Here is a 20,792-nt window from a genome sequence, read left to right as displayed (position 1 = left end):
GGATGCGGGGGCGCTATCCGCGCCCCCGTGGACGAGCGGCAGGTTACTTCTGCTTGTACTTGATGGAAGCGCCCTTGGAGGTGGCCAGGATCATCATCTCGTCGGTGCCGCCGGAAACGCGGTCGACGCGCAGGTCGCGCCAGATGCGGTTGATGCGATGCTCGCTGGCCACGGCGATGCCGCCCATGATCTGCATGGCGTCGTCGGTCACCTCGAAAGAGGCGTTGGCGCAGTAGTACTTGCACATGGCGGCCGCTGCGGCGTTGAAGTTGCCGTCGTTGTTGTCGGCGTTCCAAGCAGCCTCGTACAGCATGTTCTTCATGTTGGTCAGCTTGATGCACATCTCGGTGATCTTGAGCTGGTTGAGCTGGAAGCGGCTGATGGGCTTGCCGAAGGCGATACGGGAGTTCGCATGCGCCATGGCGTCCTCGAACGCGCAGATAGCGGTGCCGTAGTCACACGCGCCCACGAGCCAGCGCTCGAAGTTGAAGTCGGACACGCCGCGCATGAAGCCGTTGCCCTCTTTGCCGAAGATGTCCTTTTCCTCAAGTTCCACGTTGTCCAGGTAGACTTCGCAGCAGCTGTCCATGCGCAGGCCCAGCTTGGTCAGCGGGGACAGCTTCACGCCCGGCTTGGACATGTCGACGAAGAACTCGGTGAACACGGACTCGTCGTCAGCGTTCTTGGCCATGATGACCAGGTACTTCACGCCAGCGGAGGAGGTGATGAACGTCTTGGTGCCGTTCAGGTAGATCTTGCCGTTCTCGCGCTTGTACGTGGTGGCCAGCGCGCCCACGTCGGAGCCGGCGCCCGGCTCGGTGCATGCGGAGTTCCAGATCTGCTCGCCGGAACCCAGCGTGGACATGACGGCTTCGATCTGCTCTTCGGTGCCCTCGCGGATGATGGTCTCGAAACCGGGCAGCTGATACAGCACGTAGGTGGGAGCGCCGTACTTGCCCAGGATCTCGTACACGGCCATCAGCGTCACGCACGGCTGCTCAAGGCCCAGACCGCCATGGCTCTCGGGAAGCATGATCTGGTCGAAGCCCAGCTCGCACAGGCCCTTCACCCAGCGAAGCGGGTACTCGTGCGCTTCGTCGCACTCGTGGAAGTAGGTCTCCCAGTTCTCGCTTTCCATGTACTCGCGGTAGCTATCGACGATCAGCTCCTGCTCGTCCGTCAACTTGAAATCCATGACGATCCTCCTTTTTGTATGTGTTCAGCGGGATCCTCCCGCTTTGAAACCTGAATGATGTATCTCTCGCCTACAGGCCCATCTGCTGGCGATAGAAGGTCGCACCGTGCTCAAGGGCGTCGTTCGCCTCGTCGAGCATCTTGGTGTAGTGCAGAAACGCGTGGATAACGCCTTCGAACAGTTCGAAACGGTACGGAACCCCGTACTCCTCGCAGATCGTCGCCAGCGTGGTGCTGTCGTCGCGCAAGGGGTCGTACTCGGCCGCCGCGATATAGCAAGCAGGCATGTCGCGCGTCATGTCGTTGAGGAACAGGTTCGCGTACGGGCTTTCCTCCAGCTCGGCGGGATCGTTCGCGTACATCTGCATGTAGAACTTCCAGTCCGCCTCGGTCAAGCCGTCCCACGAGCCGCCCAGAAGGCGCATCGAAGACGAATCCTTGAGCCCGAACCAGCCGTAGTACAAAAGGCAGCACTTCACGAAATCGCTGCCGCCCAGCTCCTCGCGCAGATACATCGTGGCCGCAAGGCTCAGATGCGCGCCGCCCGAATCGCCCGCGAACGACAGGCGCTCGCCGTCGATGCCGTGCTCGGCACCGCGCTCGTGCAGGTACGCAGCAACAGCCGCAACCTCGTGAACCGCGCTCGGGAACTTCGCTTCGGGCGAAAGCCGGTAATCCACGGCCACCACGGCAACGCCGGCGTTGCGAGCAAGCACGCGGCAGATGCGGTCGTGCGTGTCCAGGTTGCCCAGGACGAACCCGCCGCCGTGCACGTACACGATAGCCGGAGTCTCAGGCTTGCTCGCGGCGCGCGCCGCGGCGGACTCGTCAGTGGGATAGTAGTAACGCACCGGGATGTCGCCGTACGGACCCGCCACGGCAGCGTCGAGCTTTTCGGCCATGACCGGGCCGCCTTCGACCCAGTACGCGCGACCGGCAACGTAGTTCTCGCGCATCTTCTCGAAACCCACGCTCGTGTCGTTCGCGTCGCCAGCCAGCTCGTCTTCCTTCGCCAGCACGGCGTTCATCTGCGGATTGATCAGAGACAGTACATCGAGCTTGTTCACGTTCGCCTTCCCTTTCCGATCGGTGATGCAAAGCCGCGGAGGGCTCGGGCGAACCGTCGCCCTCCGCGGTGATCTGTAAACGCAGCGCTTGGATTACGCCTCTTCGGCCTGAGCGGTCGAGCCGAAGTGCTTCTTGACCGTGCGGAGCAACATGACCAGGCAGAAGCAGCCGATGACGCCGAACATGATTTCGAATCCGAAGATCATGTTGAAGGCGGCGGTGCCCTGAGCGTCGATCATGCCGCCGTACCAGGTGTGGATGAACACGTCAGGCAGGAAGCCGACGACCGAGAGGATGCCCGTAGCGGTACCGAAGATGGACATCGGGATCTTGACCTCGGACAGCGGGGAGGAGCCGATGGAGAAGGCGCCGTAGGTGGTGAAGCCGAACACGACCACCAGGATGGAAGCGATCACGGCACCGGAGGGATCCTGCGGGAAGAGGATGAACCCGACGAGCACGGCGACGGAGAGGATCAAGCCGCCCAGGATGGCCTTCGAGGGGCTCTTGATCTTCGTGGCGATGTAGCCGATAACCGGGCCGGCGATGAGGCCGATACCATAGGTGCGGATAAGGCCGACCACGTTCACCAGGTTGCCGTCGGCGTTGAAGCCCTGCGTCAGGTACGGGGTGGTGTAGGTAGCGCCCTGGTACACGGCATACACGCAGAAGTAGGCGACGCAAGCCCAGATCACGCCGGGGTGCTTGACGGCCTGCAGAGCCTCGGACACGCTGAACAGCCTCGCGTCCTTGTTGATCTCGCCCTTGAAGTCAGGGATGATGAAGTACGAGACCACGCCCAGGATGGCGATCATGACGCCCAGGAAGATGAGCATGGCCTGCACACCGGCAGAGCCGGAGATGGCAGCGATGATGCCGGCGTTTATAAGGCCGATGACCAAGCCGGTCACGCCGTAGATGGAGTAGCTGACGCCGATCTTGGAGGCGTACTCGTTCTCCTCGCAGCACAGGCGGATCACCTTGAAGCGCGTGCCCCACCACACCAGGATGGAGGTAACGCCCATGAGCACGAACAGGATCAAGCAGATCTGCACGGAGGGCAGCGTCGCGTATACGAACACGAGCACTGCGGTGGCCAGGAAGCCCAACCACGCCAACGTGCGCATCCGGAACTTGTCGGCTACGATGCCGGAAGGCAGGTAGCAGATCATGGCAGCGATGCCGTAGGCGGACACCATCAAGCCGAGGTCCGCGTTGGTGGCACCGAGCGCCTGCATCAAGGGATCGTAGAACACGTTCTTCAGGTACATAGGCGCGTAGATAATCGACGAGCCCATGGAGATGAGCACGACGAGCGCCCACTTGTGCAGCGTGGAGAGTTCCTTATAGGTAACCTCTCCCTTGCTCTTGGCAAGCAACGACATCTTTCATTCCTTTCTCCTTGTCTTTGCCCGGCCTCGCGGCCGGCCGCCGGTAGCTTTCCCTCGGCGTCCGGCTGCCAAGTCGAGCCGATGGGTGCATTCTGTCCTCGAGCGGTCGAATTAGCATCGCAAAATGCCCACTAATTAGGCGAATACTTAATTTCTTGCGAGGGTTTCATGACGAACTAGTGATAGGTTTCTATACTAACGATTGCGAAGCTATGCACTGCAAGTGCTGAACAATCTGAGCAGTTCAGCGGCATCATCATCTATCACAAACGCACGATAGGAAGGATGGTCGACTTCATGGCACCCCAAACGGCAGCATCTCCTGCCACCGGAACGGAACCGCGCGAGGCTTTTGCATCCATCATGGCCCGCCCGTCGTTGAAGTACGTGGGTTTCGCGCTTCTTCTTGCCTGGCACTACGCGCTGTGGTTCGTTCCCCACATGTTCGCGCAAACTCAGCTGCTCGATGAACGCGTGACAATCGCCTGGCTCGTGAACCTGGGGGCCACCGTCCTCTTTCTTTTAGCGTTCGCCTTCTTGCTCGGACGCAAGAAGCACCTCTCATCCTATAAATGGATGTACGTGGCTGCCCCCGCGCTGACGGCGGCAGCCACGTTGACGCTCTGCCTGCTCCCCCAGGTGTTCACTGTTCCGGGCTTGGCGTACGCGCTTTCGTTTTTCCTGGGAGCAACCGAATCGGCTATGTGGATCCTCTGGGGCGAGCGCTACGCGTGCGTGAAGGCGAACTACTCGCTGCGCCACATCGGCACGACGTTCGGCGTGGCGGTCCTGGCAACCGTCGCTATCGCCTGGGCGCTGCCGACGTACGTGACCACGGTGTTCGTGGCCGCGCTGCCCATCGCATCCGGCGTGCTGCTGGTGCAGGCTCGTCGCGACGGCGAGCGGTCCTTTCCCGTCCTGCTGCCGAAAAGCGCGGCGCAAGGCGGGCTCAAGAACATGGTAGCCGTCAGCGCCATCACGTTTCTAGCGAGCGTCGCCTGTTACTTCCTGGTCGCCATCATTCCCTGGGAGGTGCTCCCCACCGACGACCTCAGCTTCACCCTGGGCATCATAGGCGGAGCCGTGCTCATGCTGGGGCTGGCCGGAATAGCTCTTCTCACGAAGGACAAGGCCAACATATTCAAGATGTTCCCGTGGATGATCGTGCTGCTGATAGCGGCGTTCGGCCTTTTCCTGGCCGACCCGGTCACCTACTTCCCCTCGTTCATCATGGCCACGGGCATCTCTTCGCTCATGGAGATCCTGCTCATCATGTACTTCGGCATCTTGACGTCGAAGGGCTACGTCACGCCCGCCATGGCCTTCGCGTTCGCCGGCGGGTTCGTACGGGCGGGCATCGCCGTGGGCAACACCTGGGCCGTAGGCTACGAGCACGCACCGCAACTGGCAGCGGCCATCACGCCGGAAACGTGCCTTGCGCTTATCTGCTTGCTGGCGGTATTGCTGATCCCGCTCGTGCGCCAAGAGTTCAACATCATCGCCCTGACCGCAGCCCCGCCCACGAAGGCCGAAATCGACGAGATTTGCGCCGAAGTGGCGAAGGAGTTCAGCCTGTCGGGTCGCGAAAGCGAAATCCTCGTGCTTATCGCGCGCGGGTACACCACTAACAACATGGCCGAAAAGCTGGTGATATCGCCGTACACCGTGAATACCCACGTGCGGCATATCTATGAGAAAATGCAGATACACAAACGAAGCGAGCTGCTGAACTACCTTAATATGCAGCGCAGCGACTTTTAGGAGGGGTTTTGGGGGAAGCGAACGCAACCGAGCAGCGCATGAGCCCGACGCGCACGCGCGCGTCGTGGAAGCCCGGCGTAAGCAGCCACCCCCTGCCGTTTTTCCGCTGCACCGAATGCCACGCCGTGCTCTGCGCCGTCGACGACGCAGCGGATCTTCGGATCGACCGCTCGCTGCGGCGCGAAGACGCGACGCTCCCCTTCGCCGGAAACGCGTTCGCCCCTTCGTGCTGCGGACGGCTCATGGAGCGCTTGGAGCCGCTTCCCGACGGCCAACGCGCCGGTTTCTCGATCGGCTACGAAGTGGTAGGCGGAGTCGACGCGAACGCGCTGCGCGTTCGATGGAGCTCGACAAGCGATCATCCGCTGCGCTGGGTCGCGCTCAAGACGTTCACCGGCGTGCAGCTGAAGTACGTGCTGCCCGGGAAAAAGCCGCCGCTCGTATTCGCGTTTGCAGACGAGGACGCCTACGCGTACTGCAACGAGGATCCATGCCGCGCTTGCACGTTCCGCTGCAAGCGCGGCTTTCACCTGTACGCCTATCTGGACGGCCTAGGCTTGATCGACCAAGCCGTCCACGCAGAAACCCTTAGGATGTAGAGACAGGCCGCCCTTCGGGCCAATGGCCGAAATCCACATCGTCTGAATCGAACCGCTTGACGAAATCGATGAACGAGCGAACTGCCCCGCTTTTGTAATGCTTCTTGCTGCACGCGAGGTACACCCAGTAAAAATCGCGGGGAACGCCTTCGATGGGAATCATCGTGATGTCCGAGAACAGCTTGATCCCAACCGAGTTCAGCATGAGCGCGCCGGTACCGCCGTCAATCGAGATCACCGAAGCCATGGAGATGTCGTCGTCGTAGTTTTGCACGACGCCTTCAAGAGCCGCTTCTTCGAGCAGCTTTTCAACTTGTTCTCCTATGGGAATTCCCCGTCGATACGTGATAAGGCGCATGCCGCGCAAGTCGTCGAACGTCACCGAGGAGCGCCGCGAAAGCGGATGACCGGACCGAACGCACAGCTCGAGCGGACGGTTCAGCACCGGAAAGTAGGCTATGTCGGGCTCGTTTTCCCGTTTCCCGCAAAACGCCAAGTCCAAGGTTTCGTTGTGCAAGTTCTGCGTCAAGTAGTTCGTGAACGCCTGATGGATCTCGATGCTCACGTTGGAGCCGAATTCCGCCTGGTAGGCGCGCAAGAGCGCCGGCAGGTAGTCGTCCTGCACGGTAAAGATCATCCCCAGATTGACAAGGCCGTGCAAGTCTCCCTTGCGCGCCTCCATAGCGGCAACGCCCTCGTCAAGCTGGCGCAACGAAGCGCGCACGTACTCGTAGAATTCCGCGCCGTGCGGCGTAAGCTTAATAGATCGTCCGTCTCGCTGGAAAAGAGGAAGCCCCAGTTCCTTTTCGAGCGAGGATATAGCGTCGGACAGCGTCGGTTGCGTGATGTACAGCTCCTTCGCCGCCCGCGTGTAGTGCTGCAGTTCCGCCAACTTCTTAAAGTAGTACAACTGCGATAAGTTCACGATTTCCCCCTCGTTCGCCTCGAAGCAATGATAAAAGAAGTCCCCTCCCCCCGACAAGACTTCCCTTACACCGAAAAAAGGGGGATCCGCGAAACCGGATCCCCCGTGAAGCTTTTCAGAAGAGCCGCCCCTTTTTCTCGAGACGTTATTCAGTCCACTGGCTCTTGAACTTTTTGGCGTTGGAGAAGGTGAAGAAGCCCAGCATCAGGATGAGAGCAAGCATCACGAGTCCGACGATGAACACCACGTTGAAGCCGAAGCTGGAGCCGATCCAAGCCCAGATCATGGACGCGAACGCTGCGATCAGGTTGAACACGGTGCTGACGCGGGAGTAGATGACCGAGTACTCACGCGAGCCGAACGACTGGCGAACGATGATCGGCACGAGCACGACCGCAGTGGCGTAGAAGGCGCCGAAGATGAACGACCCGATGTAGAGCATGTACTCGGAAGCAAAGCCCAGCCAGCACAGCAGGATACCGGCAACGCCGCACACGAAGGCGAACACGAGCGCGCCCTTGGAGTTCTTGTCGGCAACCGCGCCCAGGATGATCTTGAAGATAGCCTGGCCAACCATCATGACCGTGGTCATGAGACCGCCGACCACCAGCACGTCGAAGGTGACGTCCGTCAGCGACTTGGTGTAGGTGGGGAACTGCATGGCGATGAGAACGGCGATGTTGATGATACCGGCGCACACGCAGACGGCGTAGAACGCGGGGGTCTTCATAGCCTTTGCAGCAGAGAGGCCCATCGGCTTGGCAGGAGCCTGGCCGGCGGCGACGGAAGCGCCGTACGGAGCAAGGCCGCAGTCCTCAGGAGAGTTGCGCACGCAGAACAGCGTGAACGGCAGCGAGGTGACAAGCGCGATAACAGCCCAGATCAGGTAGATGGTGTGGAAGTCCATGCCGCCGGAGCGCAGCGCGGTGAACACCGCAGACCAGATAGCGCCGCCGATGCCCGTGAAGGCCATGCACAGACCGATGAACGTACCCGCCTTAGCGGCGAACCAACGGTTGATGAGCGTGGGGATGGCAAGCCACAGGATGGAGATCTCGCCCAGGCCCAGCAGCACGGCCGCCAGGTAGAACATCCAGATCTCGTTCGAGAAGCTCATGAGCAAGAACGCGCCGCCCACCAAGCAAGCAGAGACGGACAAGATGATGCGGATGTCCATGGTCTGCAGAAGCTTGCCCATGAACGGAGAAGCGACGGTCATCGTCAGGTACATAACCGTGACGTACATGGCGAAGGCAGTAGTTTCGACCCCCAAGCCCTCAGCCACGACCGGCTGGAACAGGCCCCACGTGGAGAAGCACAAGGCCGAGCATCCGAACGTGATCATGATGCCCGTGAGAACGACGAGCATGTGGCGCACGCTCATCTTCTCTTTCGTTGCTGTTGTACTCAATTTGATCCTCCTAAGAATGTCTGTCGCCCCTTTTCGTGAAATTGAGTCACACGAAAAGGAACGGCGCCCCTGAACCGATACTACACAGAGCTGGCTCTCTGGGCAGCATTGTCCCCCGTTCGCCGAAACGTGAGAATGGTCATACTTGAGAAACTGACCGAGGAAATGCTTCCTCAATGGACAATTGCCTATATTTGAGTAGGTATTACATACAAAAAAGACCTGCAGAATCGAAAACGCATTCTGCAGGTCATTAAAACACAGGACAGGGATGCTCTTTGTGCCGCATCCCAACGCAAGAAATTTCCCTTAGTATTTGTCCAGAACAAGCGGTGCGGCAATGTACACCATGATCTGGTCCGTACCCTCTGCAATCTGGTTGCCGCGACAATCCTGCCAAATTTGACTGACGCGCGCATGCTCGGTATAGCCCATGCCGCCGAGTATCTGCATGGCGGAGCTGGCCACGTCGGTTGCAGCCGCCGGGACGTAGCGCTTCATGAGCGCCACGGACAGCCGCTCGTCGTCTTCCCCGTTGTCCACGGCAAGACAGGCGCGATACAGCATGGAGCGCATGTTGTAGATGCTCACCTCCATGTCCACGAGCATCTGCTCGATCTGCTGGAACCGCCCGATCTGCACGCCGAACGCCTTGCGGCTGCGCGCGTGCTTGACCGCGTCCTCCATAGCCGCGCGCGCCATGCCCAAAGAGCCCGCGCACGTTGTCACGCGCCCGAACTCCAGCATGCGGAACAGCTGACGGAAGCCAGCGTGGCGTCCCGTCAGACGATACTCCGGCTGCAACTCGACGTTCTCGAACACCACCGTGGAAAACGGCAGCATCGACTGCCCTATCTTGTTCACCGGATATGCGCGGATGCCCTTCAGATCGCGCGGCACCAGCCAGAACGTAAGCGCAGGGTACTTGTCCGAGCCCTCCGCGTCGCGGTCGATGGCCGCAACAAGGATGTAGGGCGCGTACTCCCCGTTGTTTACGAACGTCTTGCACCCGTTCAAAATCAAGCGCCCGTCGACCGTGCGGTTGTACGTCTGCATGTTCATGGAGTCCGAACCGGCTTCCGGCTCGGAGATGGCAAGCGCGAACATAAGGCGGCCCGTCTTGCGGTAGTCGTCGACGATAGCGTCGAACTCGCTTTGCGCGGCGAACTCGCCCATGAGCGCCAAATTGAACAAGTCGATCTGGAACGGCAGCGTCGCGCCCGAGCAGCGCGAAAGCTCCTCGATGATAAGAGCTTGGGAGCACAAGCTGAACGCGCCGGGGCCGTCGCCGTCCGCAAGATCCTCCAACCCGAAATACAGGTCGACGAATCCCTTGACCACCTCATCAGGCAGTCCTTGGTCGCGGCGCCACTGATGCACCAGCTCGGGCTTGAAGCGCTCTTCGCCGAACGTCCGAAACGCCTCGACGAGCTTGCGCTGACCTTCCGTCAGGCTGAAGTCCACGATGGGATCCTTTCTCCTATATATAGGCAAGACGCTTTCGTGCGCCCTCGTTTCAAGGACGCGTTTTGGCTCAAGCGCCCGATCTTCTCTAAAAAGTATAGCGGGCATCTGCCCCGCCGTTACCCCCAGTTTAGCGAATTCAACCATGTCAAACGGCAAAACGCTTCCTAACCGACAAAAACCCATGCCGTTTGCGATCATGGAGCAGTCCAAGACCGCAGTCGCTCGGCCCGTAGCAAACCGAAGCAGGCTAGCTTCGGGCTGAAGCATATAGAAGCACATCGCCCGGACGAATCAATAGATCTGTGTACGCAGAAGGCGCATCTGGTAAACAAATAGCGTTGCATGTGAGTATTTCCGGCAAATTTAATATTAATTGCAAAAGTCCATCAAGTATTAGCAATTGTCCATAGCAACAAAAACAAGAACATGTGAGTATAACGACAGGAGAAATCACCGACCGCAAAAGAAAGGAGAACCGTCGTATGACCGTCACTGAGAAACTCAATGGCTACGGCCCGCTCGCGGGCATCAAAGTGGTCGAGATGTGCACGTACGTCGCGGCTCCCGCAACTGTTCGAGTTCTGTCCGAAATGGGTGCCGAGATCATGAAGATCGAGTCGTTCGATGGCGACATCCAGCGCACTCAGGGCCCGGGCTTCGGCTGCGAGCTCACCGACACCGAGGATCCCACGATCGACCTCAACAACACGAACAAGAACTGGATCTCCCTCAACCTGAAGTCCGAGGAAGGCCTGGCCATCGCAAAGAAGATGATCGGCGAAGCTGACATCTTCATGAACAACATGCGCACGGCCGCCCTGGAGAAACTGGGCTTGGACTATCCCACGCTTTCCGAGCAGTTCCCGGGCCTGATCTGGGCTCAGATGCGCGGCTACGGCGAGCACGGCGAGTTCGCGCACGCTCCCGGATACGACGCGGTCTGCTGGGCTGCACGCGGCGGCGTTGCCGGTACCTTCTGCGAGAAGGGCACCTCTCCCGCCATCCCGCCTCAAGCGTTCGGCGATTACAACACGGCTATCATGATGGCCGCAGGCATCCTGGGCGCGCTTGTCAACAAGCTGCGCACCGGCAAGGGCGACAAGGTCGTCGTCAACCTGTACCACGCAGCCATCTGGGGCGGCAGCATCGGTATCTGTGCCCAGCAGTTCGGCGCCGACTATCCGAAGTCGCGCACGAACGTCCCCAACCCGTTCAACAACACGTACAAGACCGCTGACGACAAGTGGATCTACATCTGCCAGCCGCAGCACAACCGCTACTACAACGACATGATGAAGATCATCGGTCGCGACGACCTGGTCGACAGCCCGGACTTCGCCACCATCGAGAACATCAAGGCCAACAACCTGCAGCCCGATCTCATCAAGATCCTCGAAGAGGGCTTTGCGAAGAAGGAACTGGACGAGTGGCTGCCCATCCTGTCCGAGTGGCAGGTGCCGAGCCAGAAGGTCTTCCGCTTCACCGACATCATCAAGGACGAGGAAGCCTACGTCAACGACGCTATCCGCAAGGTCGAGTACAAGGCGTTCGGCGAGCATGCGCTGCCCACCACCCCGATTCGCTATGCGAGCTTCGGCGATCCCCCGGTAGTGCTGTCCAAGCCCATCGGCTACCACACCGCCGAGTACCTGCAGAAGTACGGCTACACCGACGAGCAGATCGCGGAACTGGAAGCAAACGGCGCTGTCAAGTGCTACCACGGCGAAGAGGTTCCCGACGTGGTCTTCAAGTCCCAGCGTCAGGTCGAGGGCAAGGTCGAGTGCAAGTTCTAAATCCTTGAATAGGGCATTGATTCAGAAAAAGGAGCCTTCGGGCTCCTTTTTCGCATTCGGGTGCGCAGATGCCATGATGTCAACGCATGGCCAGCTCCGTCGCATCGCTTGATCTCAACGCCAGTGTATTGTCGATCCAAAAACACGTTCTTCGGGCTGAAAACGTGTTTTTGGATCGACAATGACCGCCGCAGGCACGCAAAAGGGAGCCAACCGGGCTCCCTTTCAACCACTTGCGCCAAACTGCGCAGATCGCAGCCTGACGCAGGTTCGAACACCTGGCAGCGCTACGCTCCCAAGCGCTCCAGCAGCTCTACCATATCGCGTCCCAGCTGACGAGCGACATCGAAGGCCACCTGGTCGTCCTCGACGCGACGCCACTGAACGCGCCCCTTCTCGGCGTTGAAGCCAGCGTACTGGGTGGCGGCAGCTCCGGACCCAAGCACCGGACCTTCCGGGCGAGGATGCACCACGAGCATCTCCTGCGTAGCGAACCAGCGGTCCATGGTGGCAAGCGTCTCCTCCACGCCGCAATCGCTCAACCCGGCCGTAGCCACCATGCCGCCCACCTTGCCCTTGAAGGCGTTGGCCACCATGTGCTGAGGGCGCGTGCGCTCCATGAACGTCTTCATGCGAGCCGAAACGCTCGAGAAGTAGTCGGGAGAGGCCAGCACGATACCGTCCGCAGCCAAGAGCTTTTCCACAAGCGCCGCCATGTCGTCCCCCGAGAGCGCGCAAGCAGGCTTCGCAAGGCACGCGTTGCATCCCACGCAGTACTGAATATCCAAATCGGCAAGCTCCACAAGCTCAACCTGCGCGCCTGCCGCCGACGCCTCGTCAAGAACCGCCGCCAAGAGATGCGACGTGCCCTTTCCGCTTCGATGGCTTCCGTTTACACCGATGATTTTCATGCGATTCCCTTCTCCGCCTCGGTATAGGACAGTGCCCCCGCGCCAAAGGGCACGAGGGCACTGCAAAGCATTCGAACGTTACGCTTGACGCGTTCTTACATGTTATGGAACGCGTACTTGTCCGGGTTGTCCTTGACGTCCTGCTTGTTCTTCGGGTTCATCTTGAGGGTGCCCATGATGCCGTCGTTGGTGTTGGAGGCCAGCACCTGGTTGCGGTTCTCCATCTTGATGACGTTCTCGAAGCTGGTGCCGTCCAAGGAAGCCTGCAGGCATTCCTTCGTCAGACGCAGGCCGAACGGAGCCGTGGCATCGCACATCTGCTGAGCGAAGGCAACAGCCTCCTCAACCACGTCGTCGTCGGCAACGACCTTGTTCGCGAAGCCCCACTCGAGCAGCTTCTCAGCGCCGAAGCGGTTGGGGTTCATGAGGATCTCGCAAGCGCGAGCATAGCCCACGATCTTGGGCAGGAAGAACGCGCCGCCCATGTCGGTGCCGGTGTAGCCGATGGACAGGTAGCCAGCGTTCATCTTGTAGGACTCGCCCAGGAAGCGCATGTCGCATGCGCAGGAGATGGACAGGCCGCCGCCCACAGCGTAGCCCTTGAGCGCGCCGATGATGGGCTGCTCGCAACGACGCATGTTGATGATCTGGTCGGAGCACATGCGCTGCATGATGTAGAAGTCGCGCTGGATGCGGCCCATGTCCTCGGGCGGATCAAGAGCCAGGTCGTTGAGGTTGAAGCCGGCGCAGAAGGACTTGCCTTCGCCCGTCAAAACGATAGCGCGGCAATCCTTGTCCAGGCGAACCTTGATAAGGAAGTCGTTGAACTCGCTCATCTGCTTGTACGACATGGCATTGAGGTTGCCCGCGTCATTGAACGAGCAGATGTAAACCGGACCGCGCTTCTCGATCAGCAGTTTTTCGTACTCGTAGTCGAACTCCGGCAGATGATAGCTTTCCTGATATACGCTCATTGGTTTCAAGCCCCTTTCCCTGTGTTCCTCATTTTTACGTTTTGATCCATACGATTTTTTTAACGCACACAGGCTGGTACTATAGTCACATGCTACCCCGGCATACACCACGGACAATTCAATAGTATTGTTGATTTTGGAAGCCCTATTGGTAACACATTTCAAATAATGACCGGAATCTAAAGGGGATCTACCGACGAAAGCGGTCGGGCGCCCGCGCTTCCCGCATTGTCTCAGCACGCATCACGTCGGCCGAATCGGGCTCGTTCTCAATCGCGGGCGCGTCCATGCCGCCCGCCGCCCTGCTGGCAGGCCCCGCGGCTAACCGGACGCTCGCACCGCTCGCCTGGGATTATAGGCGCTCCCTATCGTTTCATAGGAACTACCGATAGGTCCCGAAGCATTTCACCGACAAATCATACCTTCAGCATCATACAATGGCCGCAACGCACATGATCCATGCAAAAGGCCGCACAAGCGCGGCATCGCAGTCCGCATCTCGAACACGAGGAGGCCACCCCGCACAGGCAAGTCATACACCATCGGCACTGAACCAGCTTCAACCCGCTTTGCTGCAAAGCGCATCGACAGTTCAAGGGCATAGGCGGGCAAAAGTCGATCAGGAGAGGACATCAGGGGCATGATAACCGATCTAAAAATCAACGAGGATCGCAAGCGGCACTACTACGAGCAGGGGTATTGGACCGAGAAAACACTGGGGGATCTTTGGAGCGAGCGGGTGGCCAGCCATCCGGAACGCGAATACGTGTGCAACGACCAGGGCTCGCGCTACACGTACGGGGAGATTGACGACAAAGCATCGCGTCTGGCCGCATGGCTGGTCGAACAGGGTGTGCAGCCCGGAGACGTCGTGACGTTCCAAATGCCCACCTGGGCGGAATTCTGCATCGTCTACGTAGCGGCGCTCAAGGCAGGTGCGGTCATGCATCCGCTGCCCCGCAACTTCAACGACGCCGACCTGGTGTACGGCATGAACCTTGTCGAATCGAAGGCGTTCATCTGCCCAACGAGGGCTGGCAAGGTTGACTTCGAGCAGCAGATCCTGAGCATCGTCGACCAGATCCCCTCGCTCGGCCCGGTGGCGCTCGTCGACAAAGTGGAGCCCAAGCATTCCGATCTGCCCGCCTTGAGCGAGATCTGCTCGCAGTACGAGCCTTTGTCGAAGCGGCCGGCCATCACGTCCGACGACATCGCGTGCATCCTGTCCACCTCGGGGACCACGGGCAAGCCCAAAGCGGTTCTGTTCACGCACAACAACCTTATCTTCTCGGAAAGCTCTTTCGTGAAGGGCACCGAGCGCACTTCGGACGACGTCATGTTCATGGCCTCCCCGCTCAACCACGCCACCGGCTTCTACCACGGCCTTATCTCCCCCATGATCCTGGGCGGGCGCACAGTGTTGCAGCAGGATTTCCGCCCTGCTCAGGCCATCGAGCAGATGAACCGCGAGAAGTGCACGTGGTCGATGGGCGCAACGCCGTTCATCTACGACATGCTCAAGTGCATCGAGCACGAAGGCGGCCCGCAGATCGAAACGCTCGAGCTGTTCCTGTGCGGAGGCGCGCCGGTTCCCGGTTCGCTCGTGCAGTGCGCCGCCAACCACGGCGTCATGCTCTGCGAGGTCTACGGTTCCACGGAAAGCTGCCCGCACATCTTCGTTCCGCCTGCGGCTTGCCGCGAATGGAACGGGTCGTGGTCGGGAACGCCCTTCCCCGGCATCGAAGTGCGCATCGTGGACATGGACCGCAACGACGTGCCCCTGGGAGAACAAGGCGAGGAGATTTCGCGCGGGCCCCATCAGTTCGTCGGCTACCTCAACGCGCCCGAGCGCACCGCCCGCGCCTTGGACGACGACGGCTGGTTCTACAGCGGCGATTTGGGATACATGGACGAACGGGGACGCATTCGCATCAACGGTCGCAAGAAGGAGATCATCATCCGCGGCGGCGAGAACATTTGCGCTCGCGAAATCGACGACGACCTGATCGGCTGCCCCGGCATCGGCGAAACGGCCACCATCGGCATGCCCGACGAACGCCTTGGCGAACGCATCTGCACCTTTGCCGTGCCCACCGACGACCGCCGTCCCACCGTGGCAGACGTGACAGCCTACCTGGCCGAGCGCCATGTCGCAAAGCGCCTGTGGCCCGAGCGCATGGAGTACATCGATGCCATCCCGAAGACGGCGACCGGCAAGGTGAAGCGCTTCGAGCTGGCACAGGAACTTGCCAAGCGCATGCAAGCGTAAAGGTTGTTCGAGAACGGCTCTGAAGGCAGCTAAAAGGCCCTGTACCAAGGAGCGCACAGCGTGCGAGCTCCACGGTACGGGGCCTTTCGCGCCATCGAAGACCGAAGCACGCGTCAACCGTTACGAACCTGATCGCATGACGGCGATGCGGGGCGCCCTCAAATACGGGTCGAGGAAGCAGCCTCTTCCTGCAAGTACGCGATCTGCGCTTGAACGTTGACGCGCGCAGCGGGATTCAGACGCGCGTCAACGTCGTCGTACACCGTTTCCAGAATACGATCGACATCGAACCCCGCCCCCGCCGCGACGATCTTCCTCACGCGGTCGAGACGGCTCAGACGGTGCGCCGTCTGTCGGTCGATCAAGCCCAAGGGATCGTCGATCGGCAATCCATGAGCAGTCAACAGCACGCGTATGCGCCGCGTTCGAACGATGCGCCTCAAGCGCTCCAGGCTGGCTATATAGTCGGACAGCGTGCCGTCCGGCCAGCAGATGAGCGTGGAGCTCTGACGGAACACGTGATCGCCCGTCACAACGGACCCATCCTTGGGAAACACGAGTCCGATGGAGTCCTTCGAATGGCCCGGCAAAAACACCGCTTCGAGCGCAGGAGCATCTGCCCCCAGGTCAAGAGGACCCTCCGAAAGCGTCTGAGCACGACGCCCGAGCAGGGGCGCCTTCGCCCGTCGTGCGAACTGCTGCGCGCCTTCGGCATGGTCGTAATGGTCATGCGTGAGGACCACCGCCGCAACGCGCAGCCCGTCCTCTTCACACGCGGCATGAACGGCATCGAGGTGCGCGGGCAGCGCAGGACCGGGATCGACCACGACGCACCCCGTGCAACCCGGTTCCGAAAGCACCCAGGTGTTGGTTCCCACGTACGTGAGCGGCGAAGGATTGTCGGCTAGAATGCAACGCGCCCGCGCAGAGAAGCGCCCGCCGCGCCACGTAGCCCGATCGGCAGGCACGGTGCCCGGAGCGGGCCGGGGAAGCTCGCGCTCGCACGCAGCTACGGAAGCACGCATCGCAGCACCACCCCTTCGGGTTCGCGCTTGCACGGCTCGAGCATGATGCGCCGAGCGCCATCGACGCCCGCCGCGAAAGACTCGGGGCTTTCGGCATACGCAAGATGGGATAAGTTGTACACCGTCGGAGGCACAAGGCGCATCTCGCCCCGAGCGCCTTTCTCCAGCGCGTCGACCGGATCAATCCAACCAGCGCCGTTCGCTTCGCTTGTACGGTCATCGGGAACCTGCCCCTGCGGAGCAAGCGCGGCGAAAAAGTACGTATCGTAGCGACGCGGCTCGAATTCGGGCGTCAGCCAATGGGAACGCAACCCTAGAAGATCGGCGCGCAGCACAAGTCCATGGCGAAGCAGAACCTCCGCGAACGACGACTCGTGCTCGGCAAGACGCTGCCGCTCTTCAGCCCATTCGGAGGTGCCCACCTGCTCAACCACGGCGCCGTGATCCCGTCCCGCCAGCAGCACGCCGCACTCCTCGAACACCTCGCGGGCCGCCGCCGTCACCACCCGCCGCGCCGTTTCCTCGTCTACGCCCATGCGCCGAGACCAGACGGCAGGCGAAGGACCCGCCCAAGGAAGGCGCTCGTCAGCGTCGCGAGGGTCCACTCCCCCGCCGGGAAACACCACCGCATCGGGAACGAACGCCATGGTTTTCGCGCGGCGCAGCATGAACACTTCGCGCGGGCCGCGCACCAGCATCACCGTGGCGGCAAGGCGCGGAGGCACAGGGTCAGCGCCCGACGCGACGTACGAGCGAAGTATCTCCGAAAGCGCTTCGCCCACCGGCACTTCCAGCAGTTCTCCTGAGCGCCACGCATTCACCGCGAACTCCTTCCCGCATACGCCCCGACGCCGCCGCAAGCAGAATGCGGCGGCGTCTACGACACGCTATATCAATCGAAGAGCCTCGGCAAGAAGCTCCGCCACGTCTCTTGCGGGAACGTCGGCGTCGCGTGCCGCCAACCCGTCCTCGAACATGGCAAGGCAGAACGGGCACGCCGTTGCCACCGCATCCGCGCCCGTAGCAAGCGCCTGGTCGGTTCGCATGGCGTTGATGCGCTGGCCCTCGCGTTCCTCGAGCCACATGCGCCCGCCGCCCGCGCCGCAGCAGAAGCTCTGTTCGCGTGTGCGCTCCATCTCCACCACGCGCGCGCCGCTGGCGGTCACCAAGGCACGCGGCTCTTCGTACACGTCCGCATAGCGACCCAGATAGCACGAGTCGTGATAGGTAACGTACTCGAACGGCAGTCGCGAGCTCATGCCGGCGGTGCAGCCCAGCTTGCCCTCTCTCACCAGGCGCTCCAGCAGCTCGACGTGCCGCACCACCTCGAACGTGCCGCCCAGCTGCGGATAGTCCCGCTCGATCACGTGCGCGCAGTGAGGGCACTGCACGATGATCTTCTTCGCTCCGTACGCCTTGAGCGTTTCGATGTTCTCGGTAGCCAGCTGATAGTACACGAACTCGTTGCCCAGGCGCCGCGCGGCATCGCCGCAGCACTTCTCTTCGTTTCCGATGACGGCGAAGCTCACGCCGGCATGCTGCAAGAGCGCCACCAGAGCGCGCGACACCTTGCGGTTGCGCGCATCGTACGCCCCAGCGCAACCGGGCCAGTACACGTACTCGGCATCCGGTACGTCGGCCAACGTCGGCACGTCCAGCCCCTCGGCCCAGGACAAGCGGCTCTGCCATCCCAAGCCCCACGGGTTTCCGTTGGTCTCCAAGCTGCGGAACGTCGAAGTCGCCTCGCTGGGAAACGCGCTTTCCATCGACACCTGGTACGTACGCATGCCGACCGTCTTCGGAACGTGCTCCAGAAGCGCCGGGCAAGCCTCCATGCACGCGCCGCACGTCGTGCACGACCAAAGCGCTTCGGGAGAAATCACATCGCCCACCAGTGCCTTGTCCAGCACCGCCTGCTGCTGCTCGGTCGGCTCGAACGCGACCGCCGGAGCGCCACCCTCCTTCGACCCCGATTCGGAACCCGCCGCCTGCGCCACCTCGGCTTTGCGCTGGGCGAGCACGATCGGCCCGCGTTCGCTCAGATGAGCATCGAGCGATTGCATGAGATCTTTCGGGGACAGCGGCTTTCCGCTTGCATGGGCGGGACACATAAGCTCGCAGCGCCCGCACCTGACGCACGCCTGTGCATCGAGCAGATCCTTCCAGGTAAAGTCCTCCAGCTTTCCAACGCCGAATTCCTCCAGGTCCTCGTCCTCCAGGTCGACGTAAGGCAGCGTGCCCTTCGGCTCCAAGGAACGGCAGTACACCGTGGCGGGCACCAGCAGCACGTGCGCCAGTTTGGAATACACCCAGTACGCCAGGATGCCGAAAGCCACGGCCATGTGGCCCCACCAGAGAACCCTGTGGACAAACGAGATCTGCTCTGCGCTCCAGGTGGCGAACAGCTGCGCGAACAGGTTTCCTATCGGCGAGAACGCCGCCCAAGGATCGCTCGTCCCCACGATGCGCAGACCTTCGACGAAGAAGCCCGACACGCCGATGACCAAAAGCCACACCAGCACGACGATATCGGCCGGCTTCGTATCCAGCGAAGGGTTCGACCCTGAAACGCGGCGAACGATGCAGGCGACCATCGCGATGCAGAACGCAAGCCCTGCGACGTCGGTGGCGAAGGCCAGAAAGTACAGGTAGTAATCCCCTTTTGCTATATCAAGCCCCAGGTCAACCTGAGCTGCATAGGTAACGGTGGACACCGCCATAACGGCCATGCCCACGTACATCCCCAGGTGAGCCAGCTTGATGCCCGCCCCGCGCCCCTTGAGCACCGAAGCCTGCAGAACCGCATCGACGAACGCGCCTTTCAAGCGCTCGCGCGGATTGTCCGTCCGATCAGCCGGAAGCCCCACCTTCCATAAGCGGTAGCGCCGCCAGAAACAGTAAGCGGCTACGGCCAGCACCAGCAAAAAGCACGGGTACATGATCCATGAACCCTCGATGTTCCACAAAGCCTCGCGAGAGGGAACCGCCGCGTCCACGCTACGATGCCTTGCCGGCGCGGAACGCCTCGGTCAAAAGCGGAACTGCCTCGAACAGGTCGGCTACGATACCGTAATCGGCCACCTTGAAGATGTCCGCTTCGGGATCGCGGTTCACCGCCACGATGCACTTCGAACCCGCAGCTCCTGCCATGTGCTGGATGGAACCCGAAATGCCGCACGCGATGTAGAGCGAAGGCGCAACGGTCTTGCCCGTCTGCCCAACCTGGAACTGGATGTCGGTCCACCCCTCGTCGACCGCAGGCCGCGATGCGCCGACCGCGGCGCCCAGCACGTCGGCAAGCTCTTCGATCAGCGCGAATCCCTCTGCGCCCTTCGTGCCGCGCCCGCCCGACACCACCGTATCGGCCTCGGTCAGCTCCACGCGGCCCGACGCCCGGCGCACCACATCGGCCACCGTCTGGCGCACGTCGCCGAAGCCGTCCACCTGCTGCATGACAACGGAAGCCGTCCGCTGCTCGTCTGCCTCAAGGGGCTCGAACGCCTTCGGACGCACAGTGGCCAGCATGGGGCGCGCATCGGCTGCGAAAACGACGTCGGCCTGGACCTTTCCCGAGTACGGCTCGCGCGTGAACGCGAAGCCCGCTTCCTCGTCGCGCGCGATCGCCACCACATCGGCCACGAAGCCGGTATTGAGCCGCTGAGCAAGCACGGGAGCCAGATCAAGTCCCGTCGCCCCCTCCGCGAACAGCACGGCATCGGGGCGTTGCTGCTCCGTCAACGCTTGAAGCGCCGACGCGTACGCGTCGGTGGTGTACGTCGCCAACGCCGCATCGTCCAGCACGGCAATCGCATCGGCGCCCGCATGGGCAAGGCAATCGAGCGAAGCATCGGCAAGCCCGCTGCCCAGAACTACAGCGGTCACGCTGCCGTCGCCCTCGGCGGCCATCGAGCGCGCAGCCGCCAGCATTTCAAACGTCACACGCGGAAACGAACCGTCTTTCGGCTCCGCATAAACCCAGATTCCTGCCATCGGTGATCCCCTTT

Annotated in this window: 16 protein-coding genes; 4 read left to right on the top strand and 12 right to left on the bottom strand. The window is 61.2% G+C overall.

Translation table 11 applies throughout. The annotated features are described in order from the left end of the window. Positions 1 to 43: 43 nt before the first annotated feature. From caiA to LG373_RS04355, 3 genes are all read right to left on the bottom strand, one after another. Positions 44 to 1,195, bottom strand: coding sequence for a crotonobetainyl-CoA dehydrogenase (gene caiA, locus LG373_RS04365; protein ID WP_114566023.1), 1,152 nt, complete (start codon positions 1,193 to 1,195; stop codon positions 44 to 46). Positions 1,196 to 1,265: 70 nt separating this feature from the next. Further along, positions 1,266 to 2,261 (bottom strand): acetyl esterase, encoded by a 996-nt coding sequence (aes, locus tag LG373_RS04360; protein WP_216528458.1) that lies wholly within the window; start codon positions 2,259 to 2,261, stop codon positions 1,266 to 1,268. Between the two features lie 93 nt (positions 2,262 to 2,354). Then, entirely contained in the window at positions 2,355 to 3,647 is a 1,293-nt protein-coding gene (locus LG373_RS04355; protein WP_225749108.1) for an MFS transporter, read from the bottom strand. 303 nt (positions 3,648 to 3,950) lie between these two features. Between LG373_RS04355 and LG373_RS04350 the strand changes: the two genes are divergently transcribed. Both LG373_RS04350 and LG373_RS04345 read left to right on the top strand, forming a co-directional pair. Beyond that, on the top strand, positions 3,951 to 5,414 hold the full coding sequence (locus tag LG373_RS04350) for a helix-turn-helix transcriptional regulator (protein WP_114566123.1): 1,464 nt from the start codon (positions 3,951 to 3,953) through the stop codon (positions 5,412 to 5,414). A gap of 8 nt (positions 5,415 to 5,422) precedes the next feature. After that, positions 5,423 to 6,013: a hypothetical protein gene (locus tag LG373_RS04345; protein WP_225749107.1), complete on the top strand. Its 591-nt coding sequence runs from the start codon at positions 5,423 to 5,425 to the stop codon at positions 6,011 to 6,013. Here the strand turns inward: LG373_RS04345 and LG373_RS04340 are convergent. From LG373_RS04340 to LG373_RS04330, 3 genes are all read right to left on the bottom strand, one after another. Further along, positions 6,003 to 6,938, bottom strand: a complete 936-nt coding sequence (locus LG373_RS04340) for a LysR family transcriptional regulator (protein ID WP_114566020.1) — start codon at positions 6,936 to 6,938, stop codon at positions 6,003 to 6,005. The two genes, LG373_RS04345 and LG373_RS04340, sit on opposite strands and share 11 nt — an antisense overlap. Positions 6,939 to 7,083: 145 nt before the next feature. Beyond that, complete coding sequence (locus LG373_RS04335) at positions 7,084 to 8,349, bottom strand: CynX/NimT family MFS transporter (RefSeq protein ID WP_225749106.1); 1,266 nt, start codon at positions 8,347 to 8,349, stop codon at positions 7,084 to 7,086. Between the two features lie 309 nt (positions 8,350 to 8,658). After that, positions 8,659 to 9,813 (bottom strand): acyl-CoA dehydrogenase family protein, encoded by a 1,155-nt coding sequence (locus LG373_RS04330; protein ID WP_114566018.1) that lies wholly within the window; start codon positions 9,811 to 9,813, stop codon positions 8,659 to 8,661. A 485-nt stretch (positions 9,814 to 10,298) separates the two neighbouring features. Between LG373_RS04330 and LG373_RS04325 the strand changes: the two genes are divergently transcribed. Then, positions 10,299 to 11,609, top strand: a complete 1,311-nt coding sequence (locus LG373_RS04325; RefSeq protein WP_216528455.1) for a CaiB/BaiF CoA-transferase family protein — start codon at positions 10,299 to 10,301, stop codon at positions 11,607 to 11,609. 287 nt (positions 11,610 to 11,896) lie between these two features. Here the strand turns inward: LG373_RS04325 and LG373_RS04320 are convergent, their stop codons facing one another. Continuing rightward, entirely contained in the window at positions 11,897 to 12,520 is a 624-nt protein-coding gene (locus LG373_RS04320; protein ID WP_216528454.1) for a flavodoxin family protein, read from the bottom strand. Between the two features lie 95 nt (positions 12,521 to 12,615). Next, entirely contained in the window at positions 12,616 to 13,494 is an 879-nt protein-coding gene (locus LG373_RS04315; RefSeq protein WP_114566015.1) for an enoyl-CoA hydratase/isomerase family protein, read from the bottom strand. Positions 13,495 to 14,134: 640 nt separating this feature from the next. Here LG373_RS04315 and fadK point away from each other — a divergent pair. Continuing rightward, positions 14,135 to 15,763: a medium-chain fatty-acid--CoA ligase gene (gene fadK / locus LG373_RS04310; protein WP_225749105.1), complete on the top strand. Its 1,629-nt coding sequence runs from the start codon at positions 14,135 to 14,137 to the stop codon at positions 15,761 to 15,763. 158 nt (positions 15,764 to 15,921) lie between these two features. Here the strand turns inward: fadK and LG373_RS04305 are convergent, their stop codons facing one another. From LG373_RS04305 to LG373_RS04290, 4 genes are all read right to left on the bottom strand, one after another. Then, a complete protein-coding gene (locus LG373_RS04305; RefSeq protein WP_225749104.1) occupies positions 15,922 to 16,788 on the bottom strand; it encodes an MBL fold metallo-hydrolase in 867 nt (288 codons plus the stop codon). After that, positions 16,773 to 17,609 carry an NUDIX domain-containing protein gene (locus LG373_RS04300; RefSeq protein WP_225749103.1) on the bottom strand — a complete coding sequence of 279 codons (837 nt, stop codon included), beginning with the start codon at positions 17,607 to 17,609 and terminating at the stop codon, positions 16,773 to 16,775. The genes LG373_RS04305 and LG373_RS04300 overlap by 16 nt, the downstream gene beginning before the upstream one ends. A 66-nt stretch (positions 17,610 to 17,675) precedes the next feature. Further along, on the bottom strand, positions 17,676 to 19,784 hold the full coding sequence (locus tag LG373_RS04295; RefSeq protein WP_225749102.1) for a heterodisulfide reductase-related iron-sulfur binding cluster: 2,109 nt from the start codon (positions 19,782 to 19,784) through the stop codon (positions 17,676 to 17,678). A gap of 1 nt (position 19,785) precedes the next feature. Continuing rightward, positions 19,786 to 20,778 (bottom strand): electron transfer flavoprotein subunit alpha/FixB family protein, encoded by a 993-nt coding sequence (locus tag LG373_RS04290; RefSeq protein WP_225749101.1) that lies wholly within the window; start codon positions 20,776 to 20,778, stop codon positions 19,786 to 19,788. Positions 20,779 to 20,792 lie beyond the last annotated feature (14 nt).

The organism is Paraeggerthella sp. Marseille-Q4926 (assembly GCF_916618935.1).
In the GTDB taxonomy this organism is placed as follows: domain Bacteria; phylum Actinomycetota; class Coriobacteriia; order Coriobacteriales; family Eggerthellaceae; genus Paraeggerthella; species Paraeggerthella hominis.
This window is presented reverse-complemented; position numbering and strand designations above follow the sequence as displayed.

Bases quoted from the DNA above. Each gene is read 5' to 3' on its own strand.
- LG373_RS04350 (WP_114566123.1), top strand. From the start codon at position 3,951: ATGGCACCCCAAACGGCAGCATCTCCTGCCACCGGAACGGAACCGCGC.
- LG373_RS04355 (WP_225749108.1), bottom strand. From the start codon at position 3,647: ATGTCGTTGCTTGCCAAGAGCAAGGGAGAGGTTACCTATAAGGAACTC.
- LG373_RS04305 (WP_225749104.1), bottom strand. From the start codon at position 16,788: ATGCGTGCTTCCGTAGCTGCGTGCGAGCGCGAGCTTCCCCGGCCCGCT.
- LG373_RS04290 (WP_225749101.1), bottom strand. From the start codon at position 20,778: ATGGCAGGAATCTGGGTTTATGCGGAGCCGAAAGACGGTTCGTTTCCG.
- fadK (WP_225749105.1), top strand. From the start codon at position 14,135: ATGATAACCGATCTAAAAATCAACGAGGATCGCAAGCGGCACTACTAC.
- LG373_RS04325 (WP_216528455.1), top strand. From the start codon at position 10,299: ATGACCGTCACTGAGAAACTCAATGGCTACGGCCCGCTCGCGGGCATC.
- caiA (WP_114566023.1), bottom strand. From the start codon at position 1,195: ATGGATTTCAAGTTGACGGACGAGCAGGAGCTGATCGTCGATAGCTAC.
- LG373_RS04320 (WP_216528454.1), bottom strand. From the start codon at position 12,520: ATGAAAATCATCGGTGTAAACGGAAGCCATCGAAGCGGAAAGGGCACG.
- LG373_RS04315 (WP_114566015.1), bottom strand. From the start codon at position 13,494: ATGAGCGTATATCAGGAAAGCTATCATCTGCCGGAGTTCGACTACGAG.